This is a genomic window from Oceanobacillus aidingensis, from assembly GCF_042654105.1.
Taxonomy (GTDB): domain Bacteria; phylum Bacillota; class Bacilli; order Bacillales; family Amphibacillaceae; genus Oceanobacillus; species Oceanobacillus oncorhynchi.
Window position 1 is genome coordinate 109,319 of the sequence record NZ_JBHSFT010000049.1, and the last position, 12,982, is coordinate 122,300.

General features: G+C 40.1%; 10 protein-coding genes and 1 pseudogene. 4 read left to right on the top strand and 7 right to left on the bottom strand.

Annotated elements, in window-relative coordinates; genetic code table 11:
- Positions 1–90 precede the first annotated feature (90 nt).
- Both ACFO3P_RS19975 and ACFO3P_RS19980 read right to left on the bottom strand, forming a co-directional pair.
- A complete protein-coding gene (locus ACFO3P_RS19975; RefSeq protein WP_289584626.1) occupies positions 91–2,784 on the bottom strand; it encodes a cation-transporting P-type ATPase in 2,694 nt (897 codons plus the stop codon).
- Between the two features lie 544 nt (positions 2,785–3,328).
- Positions 3,329–4,768, bottom strand: a pseudogene (locus ACFO3P_RS19980) (RNA-guided endonuclease InsQ/TnpB family protein).
- Positions 4,769–5,010: 242 nt separating this feature from the next.
- On the opposite strand from ACFO3P_RS19980, the gene ACFO3P_RS19985 reads away from it, so the two are divergent.
- Positions 5,011–5,220: a hypothetical protein gene (locus ACFO3P_RS19985; protein ID WP_193064087.1), complete on the top strand. Its 210-nt coding sequence runs from the start codon at positions 5,011–5,013 to the stop codon at positions 5,218–5,220.
- Positions 5,221–5,255: 35 nt separating this feature from the next.
- Here the strand turns inward: ACFO3P_RS19985 and ACFO3P_RS19990 are convergent, their stop codons facing one another.
- The 3 genes from ACFO3P_RS19990 to ACFO3P_RS20000 all read right to left on the bottom strand — a co-directional run bounded on the left by ACFO3P_RS19990 (position 5,256) and on the right by ACFO3P_RS20000 (position 7,913).
- Complete coding sequence (locus tag ACFO3P_RS19990) at positions 5,256–6,731, bottom strand: MDR family MFS transporter (RefSeq protein ID WP_289584625.1); 1,476 nt, start codon at positions 6,729–6,731, stop codon at positions 5,256–5,258.
- Positions 6,732–7,217: 486 nt separating this feature from the next.
- On the bottom strand, positions 7,218–7,568 hold the full coding sequence (locus tag ACFO3P_RS19995; protein WP_042533608.1) for a hypothetical protein: 351 nt from the start codon (positions 7,566–7,568) through the stop codon (positions 7,218–7,220).
- Positions 7,569–7,742: 174 nt separating this feature from the next.
- Positions 7,743–7,913 carry a YfhD family protein gene (locus ACFO3P_RS20000; protein WP_084612954.1) on the bottom strand — a complete coding sequence of 57 codons (171 nt, stop codon included), beginning with the start codon at positions 7,911–7,913 and terminating at the stop codon, positions 7,743–7,745.
- Positions 7,914–8,260: 347 nt separating this feature from the next.
- Here ACFO3P_RS20000 and ACFO3P_RS20005 point away from each other — a divergent pair, with 347 nt between their 5' ends.
- From ACFO3P_RS20005 to ACFO3P_RS20015, 3 genes are all read left to right on the top strand, one after another.
- Positions 8,261–8,494 (top strand): hypothetical protein, encoded by a 234-nt coding sequence (locus ACFO3P_RS20005; RefSeq protein ID WP_042533609.1) that lies wholly within the window; start codon positions 8,261–8,263, stop codon positions 8,492–8,494.
- A 371-nt stretch (positions 8,495–8,865) separates the two neighbouring features.
- Positions 8,866–10,389, top strand: coding sequence for a Na+/H+ antiporter NhaC family protein (locus ACFO3P_RS20010; RefSeq protein ID WP_289584624.1), 1,524 nt, complete (start codon positions 8,866–8,868; stop codon positions 10,387–10,389).
- A 67-nt stretch (positions 10,390–10,456) separates the two neighbouring features.
- Positions 10,457–10,891 carry a GNAT family N-acetyltransferase gene (locus tag ACFO3P_RS20015; protein WP_289584623.1) on the top strand — a complete coding sequence of 145 codons (435 nt, stop codon included), beginning with the start codon at positions 10,457–10,459 and terminating at the stop codon, positions 10,889–10,891.
- Positions 10,892–11,024: 133 nt separating this feature from the next.
- Here ACFO3P_RS20015 and ACFO3P_RS20020 read toward each other — a convergent pair whose 3' ends face one another.
- The gene (locus ACFO3P_RS20020; RefSeq protein ID WP_289584622.1) at positions 11,025–12,371 is read right to left on the bottom strand and encodes an MFS transporter; all 1,347 of its coding nucleotides are present in this window, start codon (positions 12,369–12,371) and stop codon (positions 11,025–11,027) included.
- A 222-nt stretch (positions 12,372–12,593) separates the two neighbouring features.
- Positions 12,594–12,980, bottom strand: a complete 387-nt coding sequence (locus ACFO3P_RS20025; protein ID WP_042533613.1) for an ectoine synthase — start codon at positions 12,978–12,980, stop codon at positions 12,594–12,596.
- Positions 12,981–12,982: the final 2 nt, after the last annotated feature.

A 12,982-nucleotide genomic window follows, 5' to 3' on the forward strand; every position in this document is an offset into this window, starting at 1 on the left:
ATGTTAACGTCATTTGACTCCATATAGCTTGCATGATGACAAGCAGCTAATAACATTAAAAAGACAAGGATTATCCCTGTCTTTTTGTCGTTATGCTTTCCCATTTTCTTTGTTAAATGCTCTTGCAGCAGAAATCTTCCGGGTAATATATTTCTCGATTTCAATAATGGTAAAGGTCATCAATCCAATCGCAAAAGGATAGACCCAGTATTGCGCCTCGATTGGATATAAATCAAATACATTCCTTAAGAATGGAATATACGTCACCGTTAATTGAAGAAGGATCAGAACGCCCGCAAGTATAAAAGCGATCTTGTTTGAGAAGAAATCCTTATTAAATGCAAAATGTCGTTCATTTCGCACATTAAACACATGGAAAACCTGTGCGATTACAATGGAATGCAGCGTAATCGTTGTTAACTGTTCCGTTGTATAGTGTTCCGGATCACCAAGCAGGGTTACATTCATGGTCATAATGGCTCCGCCGACAAGCAATGATACGAGAATAATCCGGAAAATATAGTAGGGACTGAGCAGTTTTGCGTTAGCCGGGCGCGGCGGCCGCTCCATTGCTCCCGGCTCCAGTTTTTCGAATGCCAGTGCGAACGAAACGGTTACTGCTGTCACCATATTTACATAAAGGACTTGAATCGGGGAGAGCGGCATATTCATTCCTACGATTAAAGCAGAAACAATCAAGAATGCTTCCGCGCCATTGGTTGGCAGGATAAACAGAATCGTTTTCTTCAAATTATCGTAGACACGCCGTCCTTCCTTCACGGCATTGACAATCGTATTAAAATTATCGTCGACCAGCACCATTTCGGAAGCTTCTTTGGAGACTTCGGTTCCTTTGATGCCCATGGAAACACCGATATCTGCCCGTTTTAAGGCTGGAGCGTCATTGACACCATCACCTGTCATCGCTGTGATTTCTCCGTTTTCCTGCATGGCGGTTACCAACTGCAGTTTGTTCTCCGGACTGGTGCGGGCGAAAACATCTACCTTTTGGGCTGCAGTCAGCATCTCCTCTTCAGACATCTGGTCTAAATCGCGACCTTCGAGAACATTGTCTTGTTCGGTAATGCCCATTTGCTTAGCGATAGCCAGAGCTGTTGCCTTATGATCTCCTGTAATCATTTTCACCTGGATGCCAGCTTTTTTACAAACTTTCACTGCTTCCATCGCTTCTTCTCTAGGAGGATCCAGAATGCCAGCCAAACCAATTATGTTCAATCCTTCACAAACATCTTCGTGATCAATCTGTGTTTTGTTGTTATCAACGTATTTATATGCTGTGCCGATAACTCTTTCTCCTTTGCTGGAGCGTACGAGCGTTTTATCCTCCCAAAGCTTGCGTTGTTCAGAACCTTCTGCCAAACCTGCCATATCAAACAGCCGGTCGGGGGCTCCTTTGACATAAATGATTTTTTCTCCGTCTTTTTCCACGAGTCCTGCCATGTATTTATAGCTGGAATCGAAAGGAATTTTAGAGAGGAGGGGAAGCCGGTCTATTTCCTGATTTGCTTTTTCTGCCAGCGTGACCAAACACCCTTCTGTCGGTTCGCCGCTGATTGTCCATTCTTCATCGTCATCTTTTCGCAAATAGGCATCATTGACTGTTAATACGTTACTTAAAAACAGTTGCAGTTCTTTATCCTCTGCAATATCTATTTCTTGATTATTTTCAAGAATTTTTCCTTCTGGTGCGTATCCTGTACCTGTAACATCCAAGTGCCTGTCGGAGAGTTCAATGGATTGGACGGTCATTTCATTTTTGGTAAGCGTCCCTGTTTTGTCCGAACATATCACGGTTACTGCTCCGAGTGTCTCTACAGACGGCAAATTACGCATAATAGCATTGTTTCTGGCCATTACCTGCATACCTAAGGAAAGAATGATGGAAAGAATAGCAGGCAATCCTTCGGGGATAGCAGCAACAATTAAGCTGATAACGTAGAGTAACAGCTCTCCAATCGGATAGTCATAGAAAACTGCTGCAAAAACAAATAATAAAGCAGCAATGCTGACGATAGCGATGGAAATCATTTTTCCAAAATGCGCTGTTTGTTTTAATAAAGGTGTCTTTAATTCTTCCACTTCTGCAATGGACTGGTTGATTTTACCGATTTCCGTATTTGCTCCGGTGGCTGCGACAATCCCTTGTCCCGATCCAGATACAACCGCTGTTCCGGAAAAAGCCATATTTAATCGATCTCCAAGGACCGTATCCTCCGGCAGGATGTCTGTATTTTTTTCGACGGATGTTGATTCACCAGTGAGAGGGGATTCTTCTATTGTCAGCCGGCTGGCGGCAGTCAACCGTAAATCTGCGGGAATTTTATCTCCTGGAGACAATAATACGATATCACCCGGTACCAGATCGCTGGAAGCAACCTCCATACGTTCCCCGTCACGAATAACTGTTGACTCCAAAGAGAGCATCTTTTTAATGCCTTCCAATGCTTTCTCGGCTTTGTTTTCTTGGAAATAGCCAATGACAGCATTAATCAGAACCACCATTAATATAACGACAGTGTCTGCATAATGTTCTAAAACAATCGTAAGAACAGCGGCAGCTAATAAAACATAAATTAACGTGTCATTAAATTGGCGTAAAAATTTTAGCCATTTTGGATCCTTCTCCGGCTCCGGTAATTCATTTTTTCCCCATTTTTGTCTGCCTTGTTCCACTTGCTCTTTGCTTAAACCATGCTTTATATCTGTTCCAAGCTCTGATTCCACTTGCTCTGTCTGCATGTTAAACCATTTTTTCTGTGCCATAAGCACGTGCCCCTTTCTTCCTGAACCCGTTTTATCTTTTACGAATAAATAGGAGTAAAACGTTTCAAGGAGGTTTAAACTAGAAATGAACGTTAAGGGGTGTTTTTCTGCTGCTTATGAATCGTTGATACAGAGGTAATGAAAAGTATCCAGCAGAAAATCACGCTTGATTTTTTATAGCTGTAACCATCATCCATCACCTCTTTCTATCTTGAAGTAAATGTATCCTCACTTATAATGATGAAGGATATATAAGGACAGTTCAAGGAGCATTGGTTGAAAATTTTCGACAATTTAGTGATGGTCTTTTTGTTAATACGGTATGAATGCTTTTAAAATGGAGGCAAGTAATCTGAAAGGAATTTTTACAGTACAGCTATGCGAAATGAATACTCCCACCACTTCATTTCTACTGAAATTTGAAGTGGGGGTTTCTGGGGTGTCGACTTTCAAGATGACGATTAACCACCAGTGGAGTTGACACGTTGGTGTGCTAAAAACACCCAACCCCGCTATCCCATTGGTCCTGCCTTTGGGACTACTTTTATTTGAGAATGATTGCTGCCGGTCGAAGCAGCATCTCAATGCAAGCGAAGGGTTCTTCAAATGCTTCCCGAAATATTTTCCTCATAATATTTCCGGCTCCATTGACATCGGCGTTCATCATAACTCCATTCTTGGACTGATAAAGCCCGCGTTTTATTCGCTTACCTGAAAAAGCTTTTTTTGAAGTCTTTTCACCGTAAACAGGGATTTCATCCTGATCAAGAAAGCTCGCTTTCGATGTGTAGGATTCTTCTGTCATAATGACTTTGATTCCATGTCTCTGAGCTTTGTATTCAATCATTTCCATCAAAAGACGATGCGGAATGGTTGTAAACGATTGGTTGTTTCGTTTCCCCATCTTGGCATGTTGTTTCCACGCTTTATTTTGCCCAATAATGATGGTATCAATATCCTCTTCCAGGGCTATTTTTTCGATTCGGTAACTCGCTTTATGAAATAAATCTTTGATTTGATTAAAGCGTCTGTAGTTGATTTACTTCAATCGTTTAGACGTAAACAGACCTTCATTGGTGTTTTTACCCTGTCTAAGAATTCCGTGGTAATGCGCTTTCAATTGGTTGTAGCGTTGATTGATGGATTTGATATTTTTGCCCTTCACTACAACAGGCTTTCGTCCTGTATTGGTGACAATGGTTGCAAGGTTATCCATTCCTAAATCAACGGACATGTACCGTTTTTTCGATGCTTTCATTTTTTGTTCTGACGGTACTTGAAAAACCAGTTCTACGACGTAGTGACCATACTTTGGGATAAGGCGGACTTGTTTCAGTCTTCCTTCCGTAAACCCTAATTTACCGATGTTTAAACGTTCCTTCGTTTTAGGAAACTTCAAAAACTTATTCTCTTTTATGACACAATCTTGGTTTGAAAAAAGAACTTCTTTTTCTTTCTTACGACTATATCCTGGAATTTTTGGTCTTGCTTTAAACTTTGAAGGGTTCGTTTTATATTCTCGTAAACTGCCATAAAATGCTTTCCAATTTTGGAACACCGTTTTCATAACCCCTTGACTCGATTGCGTTGGCAGAGAGCGATAATCGTCTTGTGCCATGGATTTAAAAAGAGCATCCAAAAAATTGTAATCAACATAAGGGTTTTCTCTAGAAGGTTCTTTGAATACATGACACTTGATTTCTTTTCGTTATCGGGCGGGTTTGGAATGTTCTTTTACGACCTTCTTTTGATAAACAACGAATTGGTTATCGTTGATTATTGGCATATGTTTTTGGATAGCGTCTAACACTTCTTCCTGAAGCGGCTGCAACGCTTTTTCCTGCGTGAAAGCTGTAAATACTTGCCGGATATAAAAATTGGTCGTGTTATGCATATTCTTTGCATTTTGACACATTTCTTTGAAATATCCGTACATACGGTGATTCATTTTTACCCATATTTGCATCGTTTGGTAATTCGCCATTTACTTTCCACCCCTCTAAAACGAACTAACGTTCTGTAATTTATTTTACTATAAAGGGAATAAAAATTCTAGCGAAAAAACCGCCAATTCACCTCCCACCTAAAATTCCATCGAATTTTTGAGGAAGGAGTCCTCTTGGCTGAAATGATAGATTGAACTAATAATAATCAAAATAGTTTAAAATAGGATTCGATATGTTAGCATGGAAGGGAATTGAAATAGAACACAGGGGTTGTGATACAATGCTATGGTTAATTTTATTAGCTGTTCTGATTTTAGGGGGTTATTTGATTATCAAAGGTTCAACCAGAGGGTATAAGATACTGGGATATGTCATTATAGGATTCACAGTTGTATTTGCAGTGGTGATTTTATCCAGTATCGGCGTTAAAACAAATAACATAATAAATGAACAGCCCTCAAATGAGGGGGATTCCATAATTGTTGATTAACATAAGAAAACCGGACCGCCTTTTGCCCGGTATTCTTATGTATCCTTAGGTGTATCCTTCGGGAAGAACCATAGAATAATAAAAGTCAGTGTACCAATTATGAATAGACCAAAGAACACCGTGTGAAATGCCTGGGTCAACCCATCCTGCATTAAAGCCAGTGTATCTGGCGGGATAGATTCTCGTAATCCTTCATTTAAAATAGCATCTGTATTTGGCATATCTTCATCGATTGCTTGCTGCTGATAATATTGCTGCAGGCGCAGATTAAGAATACCGCCTAACAATGCAGTACCGATTGCACTGCCAATGATACGCATAAACATATTTAAAGAGGTAGCCGACCCTCTTGCCTGCCAGGACACACTATTTTGAATGGCTACGATAAATGTTGTCGAAGTCAGCCCCATCCCTATTCCAACAATAAAAGAGCTGAAACCGGCATAAATGGGCCCTTTTTCTGCATCAAGCAGGAAAAAGAGAAATGTGCCCACAAATAATGCGATACCGCCAAGAAATGCTGTTTTTCTAAAGCCGATTCGTAATACCATATGACCGGCGGCAGTGGCTGCAATTGGCCAGCCAATGGATAAGGTGCTCAAGGTAAAACCGGCCACAATCGCTGATTCTTCCATGACTCCCTGTACATACGTAGGAAGAGAGCTGCTTAAACCTAAAATAATCATACCGGAAAGTAAGGTAGCGATATTGGCAACGATCATTAATTTGTTCTTCCATAAAGATAAAGGCATCATTGGCGCTGCGCATCTCTTCTCCTGCCAAATAAATAAGGAAATACAAATGACAAAGAGTCCAAGGAGACCGAGCGTTTCTGGTGACAACCAAGCCCAATTTGTACCTACCTGTACAAACACGATAATCAGCGATGATATGGCTATAAAAAAGAAGCTTGTCCCAAGATAATCGATGGTTTTCTGTTCTTTATCCACTTTTTCATGAAAGAATAGGACAACTCCGGCCAAGCCGATAAGGCCAATCGGAATGTTCATCCAGAATATCCAAGCCCAATCAATGTATTGTACAATGACTCCTCCCAGAAGCGGGCCGGCAACAGAGGATATTCCCCAGACACTTGCTAAATAACCCTGTACTTTGGCGCGTTCTTCCAAATTATACATGTCTCCGACCATGGTAGTTACTATCGGATGAATGGCCCCGGCGCCCAGCCCCTGGATAAGCCGGAAGATAATAAGGGCAGTCATCGTTTCTGCTAATCCGCATAATAAAGAACCAATCAGAAAGATAACCACACCAATGACAAAGATTGGTTTGCGGCCAAATAAATCAGCTAATTTGCCATATATCATCGTGGTGACTGCCTGCATTAATAGGAAACTGGAAAAGACCCAGCTGTACAGCGTGAACCCGCCTAAATCGGATACAATGTTAGGCATGGCAGTGGCAATAATGGTTCCTTCAATTGCAGCCATAAACATAGATAATACGAGGGCAATAAGCACGATAGGCCGTTTGGTTTGTTTATGTACCATCTATAATTCCTTCCTTTACTCTAGCTATTTGTTTCTACCCACTGTGCAAGACTCTCTGGCCACAGGTGATTTTGCGAACTATCAAAAGTCTTTTCAAACCGCAGTACTAATCTATAATCCAATTAGCTTTATTGTAGCAGATGCTTTCTTATTTTGTAAGAAATGGAATGCCAGTTTCATAGTTCATTGTCCGAAATGCGTCAGCAGGGGAGGCTCGTTGAACAGATTTAATATTCCTTTGTTGGAAACCGGATAATCTATTCTTTGTTATGATATTTTCATAGAGGGTGAGGAACTATCAGTTAAAATGGATAGCTCCTATATTTTTCGCTTTCATTTTAAGTTGATTATAACTGCCTGCAATAATAAAGAAAACTTGGTTGTCACCTAGACTTTAAGTGACAACCTTAGTTACACTTATGCAGTAAGAAAGTGTAAACTTTCTTAACTGCCAAAAAAAGGCTATTGCAGCCTTTTTACCGTCATTTAAACTAACTCTATTTTATATACTCCACGATCCGTAGTAATAAAAAACTTCTGTCCATTAAATTCAAATAAAGAGTTATCCTCCAAAGGGATTTCATAATTGGATGACGGAAGCGGTTCATCGCTCATCGTTGGCAGCGCTTCGATTTGTCCGTCTCCGTTTAAAAGTAAGCTATGTTTTGGTACATAGTCATCAATTCTGCGGGTATTCTGGTCATAGGATATGCTTTGCAGATGGATTACTGTTTGATCGATATCGTTTATTTCATGCTTTGTAATTTTAATTGTTCTTCCGTTCCACTGTTGTATCAGCGTATTAAACTCCTCAATAGTTAAAAAACCATGCTCCATAGAACAACCCCTCCTGTGTATAATTTTCCTAAATACAACGGAAATATACAGGAAGAAAGTAAATAAAAAATCGTAATATTTGTACGCGGACTTTGAGAGGTAAGAGGTAGAAGTACTAAAGGATAACGTAACGGAGCGATTCGGTTATTGAACCGAATCGCTCCGTTGTACCAATTATTTTTCATGTGCCCGTTTATCAGCAGCGCGGCTTCTTGCTTGAGCTTTTCTGTCTTCTGCATCAGCAAACTCATCTGAAAATTCAACATCTATGCCGTCAGATATTTGATTTTTTGGAGTTTGTGACAAAAAATTATTTTTTCTTTTCTTATGCTCATCTCTGCCCATTGGGAACACTCCTTTTAGGTTGTATATAATTGGTTAGTCGAACATTCGGCCAGACAGATTGAAGATTGCAATACATCGAGCCGCTCTGTGAAGGCAGCTGCTGCACCGCCTTATCCCCTAGATAACATAAGGGAAAACTGTACTGACATATCTGTATTTTTAACAGGTTTACGATACTTATTCATTTTTTCCGCTGGTAAAATTAGAACATACTGTACCGCTTAAACTTGTGGCAGTAATCTGTGACGGTTATTAAAATTTGTTCAAGCAGAAATTTTCGTATAATAATGTTTAGTAATCTGTTTAGAAAGGAAAAGTATTAAAAAGACACAGAGAGGTGGATGAAAATGTCCAACAATGAAAAGCGTTCTTCAAAAAGCGGAAAACCGAATCGGAATGAAGAGCGAAGAACCATGCTGGATGAACATGAAGAGCAGATGTTTGTCGATGACGTTCCATTGGAAGATTTAAAAATAGAAGCTAAGGATGAGAAACGAAAGACGAAATCGAAGGATGATTCGCAAAGTGAAAAGAAGCATAAGGAGAAACAAAATAAAGACAACGACAGTAAAAAACCCTGAGCATTCTTGCTGAGGGTTTTTTTGATATGGAGAGAATCTCTTGAAATTCATTAGAAGCTGCCATCGCAATGGATTAAGTTCTCTATAAATAAATAGACGGGTTTAACTGTGTAGCCAGTTATTCAGTATAATTATTCGTTAAAATGCATAAATATTAGGTATTTTGTTTCATTTATTTTTATCTTTTCCGTGATAGAATAAGGAACATATATTAATTAGCAATAATTTTTATTTTCAATTTATCATGGAGAAAAGCAAAACGCCACTGAATGAAGTTTCGTTATCTTATGAGATGAAATAACTGATAAGGATGTATGTACATATCATTCATACTTCATTCATCAAAGCATCAAGAGAGAAGGAGAGGACAGATGGAGCATATGGGATGGCTATCGCTAGTTCCGCCAATTTTGGCAGTGATTTTAGCGATTCTAACGAAAAACGTTATTATTTCATTATTTTTAGGCGCCTTTGTCGGCGTACTTATTATTGTAGGAGGAAATCCATTAACTGCGACAACAGAAACGATAGGGAATTTTCTTTTTCCGCAACTGACGGACAGCTACAATGCGGCAGTGCTTGTCCTGCTATTTTTTATCGGAGGATTTGTAGCTTTAATTGAAAAATCAGGGGGAGGCGCTGCACTTGCAGCAAAAACCGTCAAATCGATTAATTCCAAAGTGAAAGCTCAATTATCTGCCTGGCTGGGCGGTTTGATTATTTTCTTCTCTGATTTGGGAACACCTTTAATTGTAGGCCCTATTTTTGAAAAAATATTTGATAAAGCAAGAATTTCCAGAGAGAAGCTGGCGTATATCATTGATTCCACGTCATCACCAGTTGCAGTACTGATTCCTTTCATTGGCTGGGGCGTCTATATTATGGGGCTGATAAGAAGTGAATTTGATGCACTGGGAATAACCACATCGGAGTTCGATACCTTTGTTCAAGTCATTCCATTTCAGTTCTACGCTATTTCCGCAGTGTTAATGATTCCATTAATGGCCGTATTTAAATTAGATTTTGGTCCGATGGCAAAGGCAGAACGGAGAGTGAGGGAAACTGGAGAACTGTACTGGAAGGATTCCAAGCCGCTGCGGAGACCGGATAAGGAAGCAGATAGTAATCAAGAAGGCAAGGCTATTTTAATTTGGCTGCCTTTATTGGTCTTATTCGTTACATTGTTTGGCTTGCTTTCCACAAAAGGATTTCCGTTTGAGCCGGTGGATGGAAATGACTTCCGCGTCTCACTGACAACAGCTTATTTATTTGCGGCTATTACTATTTTTATTTTATTAATCAGCTTCCGTCTGAAAAAGTTTGCGGAGATTTTTGATATTTATACTTCCGGGATGCAAAAGATGGTGTATGTTGCTGCGACGTTAGTGCTTGCATGGTCGCTTGGAACGGTTATCAGTGAGATGGGGACAGCGAATTATATTGTAGAATTGATGCAGGGAAGAGTGCCGGCGTTTATCATACCAGCATTGCTCTTTGTTATCGGGGCAATCGTTTCACTTGCTTCCGGCTCTTCCTGGGGAACCTTCGCCATTATGCTTCCAATCGCTATTCCGATGGCAGTTGCATTAGATGCCCAAGTGCTTGTCTGTATCGGCGCTGTATTGTCAGGTGGTATTTTCGGAGATCATAGCTCCCCGATATCTGATACAAGTATTCTGTCATCAACAGGAGCTGGTGCAGATCATATCGATCATGTGAAAACACAGTTCCCTTATGCATTGACGAATGCAATCATTGCGATAATCGGTTTTGTGATTGCAGGTGTGACTGGCAGTCCGTGGACCGTAGTATTGACAATTGTATTGCTTGTGTTAGCAGCTTTTGTTTTATCAAAGTTGACAAAAAATAAATATGAATCGAAAATGAATATATAACAGAAACATGCCTTGCTGGTGAAGTGAGGCATGTTTTATTTCAATTTTTTAAATGGAGGAAGTAATAATGCAATGGAAAAAGCCTGGTAGTGATGATTACGCTGCCTTAATTGAATTATGGGAGAAGTCTGTTTTGGCAACACATGATTTTTTAGCATCAGAGGATAGGGAGGCGCTCAAGAAGGAAATTCCTGCTTATTTTCCGCAATTAGATATGAAAATGTGGTTTGAAGATACTACATTCGTTGGATTTTCCGGTGTGAATGCGTCTCAGTTAGAAATGCTGTTCTTGGACCCGGAGCAAATAGGGAAGGGGCTTGGCAGCAGGATTTTAAATGATTTAATTGAAAAGGACGGTATTAAGACAGCAGATGTCAATAAAGATAATACATCGGCTCTTGCTTTTTACCTGAAAAACAACTTCCAAGTTACTGGAGAGTCAGAACAGGATGACCAGGGGAGGGATTATCCGATTCTGCATTTGTGTTTGAAAGCGGAGTAATATATGGAAGTGAAATTGCAAGGTGAGGAGAGCGAGTGTTCTTTTTAACAATAGCATAGGAAAAAGGACCATTAAATAAAGCCGCTTGCTTCTTCGTGAAGCAGCGGCTTTATCTTATAGTAAATTCTTTTCGTTAGGCAATTTGATGCTTTTTCACTGGTACTGCCTGGTCAAAGCTTGCATGTTTTTCTCTGACGGTAATAAAGCAGACAGCTCCAATCAAGCTTGGTACGGCAAATGCCATAAATGCATGCTGCGGGTCTAAATTGGTTGATAACAGAAGGGCGATGGCTACCGGCGCCATAATACCGCCAATCCGTCCAACGCCGACAGCGATACTTAACCCTGTTGTACGAATCTCCCGCGGGTAAAATTCTGAAATATACGGGTTCACTAAATTTTGTGTGCCTACTGTACAAGCGCCGGTTAAGGTAATGATTAAATACAGTAAGAGCGAGCTTGTAGTGATGCTTAATAAAACAAAGCAGAGTGAACCGATAAAAAACATCAGGATTAAGACAGAACGATGACCAAGACGATTCACTAACATCCCGCCGAATATGGAACCGGAAATTTGTCCGACAGCAAGCATCAGGTTAAAGGATAAGCTGGATGTTAGACCGTGACCGGCGTCCACCATAATTTGCGGCAGCCAGGTTGTCAGTCCGGAAATAACGAGCATGGAGCAGGTAACTGCAATCCAAAATGCAATGGTACTGCTGGTTCGCTTATTAGAGAAGACCTTTTTAATCGGAATTTCCTTCGTGCTTTCTTTAAATGATTCATATTCATAGTTATCAGACGCTTGATAGTTACCGCCAGGATCAACTTTATTGAGAATCTCTGCAATTTTATCGCCTTTTTTCTTGGTCAGATAATAAGAAACGGATTCCGGAAATTGCTTTAAAAACCATGGCAGAGCAAGAAGCGGAATAATACTAATCCAATATAAAAGTCTCCAGCCCATCATTTCCATCAAATACATACCAATCAAGGAGGCAATAATCGCGCCGATGGAATAACCGCAATACATCGTAGCAATGGTTAATGGCCGCTTCTTCACCGGAGAATATTCACCCATAATAGCTACGAGGATTGGCATAATTCCTCCCAAGCCCAGCGCCGCAATCACTCTCATTATCATAAAGAGGGTGGGGTTCTGTGCAAACCCGGCTAAAAAGGTGAAAAGGCTGAACAAGATTAAGCAAATTGCAATCGCTTTTTTACGCCCAATAAGATCCGAAATAGAACCCAGCAGGAAGGTGCCAACCATCGTACTAATCAGCGTATAGCTGCTGATTGCGCCAGCCTCGATTCTGCTGATATTAAAATCCTCCATCATCAATGGCAGCCCAATCCCATAGATCGCCACATCGAAGCCATCAAAGGCAATGGCGAAAAAGCACCAGAGAAAGATAAGTAAATGAAATTTATTAAACTTACTGTTACCTAAAACCTGTGTTGTCTGAACCGTCCGCATGTTTAAAAAACGTCCTTTCCTTTAAATAATCGAAGTGTAATGATTATTTAAAATACTACCATGAAACCATGGTTATAAGGTAATTGTAAAAAGGTATCGTTCGCTATAGGTAAAAGCTATATCAAAAAAGGAGAGGATAGAAGCAGTTGTTTGTAATAAATAAGGTACGTAAAAAAATCCTCTGATAGAAGCTATTCTTATCAGAGGATTTTAGAAAGTAATTTATTCTGTTAAAAGCGGATAATATCCTTCTTTATTATGCGTTTCTGTTCCAACTAACGGCGGGTTGAAGACACATACCATACGCATTTGGGTGCGTGCCCGCAGACGGTGCTTATCATTTTCATCTAGCAGATACATCGTGCCAGGCTTAAGCTGGTGTACCTCTCCGGTGGAGACCTTTTCGACTTCTCCTTCACCTTCAATGCAATAAACCGCTTCAATATGGTTCTTATACCAGAAGAAATTATCTGTCCCTGCTTTGATAATGGTATCATTCATGCTGAAGCCGACACCATCTTTATTTAAAATAAAGCGGCGGCTCTCCCAGTTTTCCGATTTTGTTTCATCTTCTGTTCCAATTAAATCTTCCAGTGATTTTACGATCATTT

What these genes read in the sequence shown, in the direction of transcription:
- ACFO3P_RS19990 (WP_289584625.1), bottom strand. Translation starts at nt 6,731, where the DNA reads ATGGTACATAAACAAACCAAACGGCCTATCGTGCTTATTGCCCTCGTA.
- ACFO3P_RS20005 (WP_042533609.1), top strand. Translation starts at nt 8,261, where the DNA reads ATGTCCAACAATGAAAAGCGTTCTTCAAAAAGCGGAAAACCGAATCGG.
- ACFO3P_RS20020 (WP_289584622.1), bottom strand. Translation starts at nt 12,371, where the DNA reads ATGCGGACGGTTCAGACAACACAGGTTTTAGGTAACAGTAAGTTTAAT.
- ACFO3P_RS19975 (WP_289584626.1), bottom strand. Translation starts at nt 2,784, where the DNA reads ATGGCACAGAAAAAATGGTTTAACATGCAGACAGAGCAAGTGGAATCA.
- ACFO3P_RS20000 (WP_084612954.1), bottom strand. Translation starts at nt 7,913, where the DNA reads ATGGGCAGAGATGAGCATAAGAAAAGAAAAAATAATTTTTTGTCACAA.
- ACFO3P_RS20015 (WP_289584623.1), top strand. Translation starts at nt 10,457, where the DNA reads ATGCAATGGAAAAAGCCTGGTAGTGATGATTACGCTGCCTTAATTGAA.
- ACFO3P_RS20010 (WP_289584624.1), top strand. Translation starts at nt 8,866, where the DNA reads ATGGAGCATATGGGATGGCTATCGCTAGTTCCGCCAATTTTGGCAGTG.
- ACFO3P_RS19995 (WP_042533608.1), bottom strand. Translation starts at nt 7,568, where the DNA reads ATGGAGCATGGTTTTTTAACTATTGAGGAGTTTAATACGCTGATACAA.
- ACFO3P_RS20025 (WP_042533613.1), bottom strand. Translation starts at nt 12,980, where the DNA reads ATGATCGTAAAATCACTGGAAGATTTAATTGGAACAGAAGATGAAACA.
- ACFO3P_RS19985 (WP_193064087.1), top strand. Translation starts at nt 5,011, where the DNA reads ATGCTATGGTTAATTTTATTAGCTGTTCTGATTTTAGGGGGTTATTTG.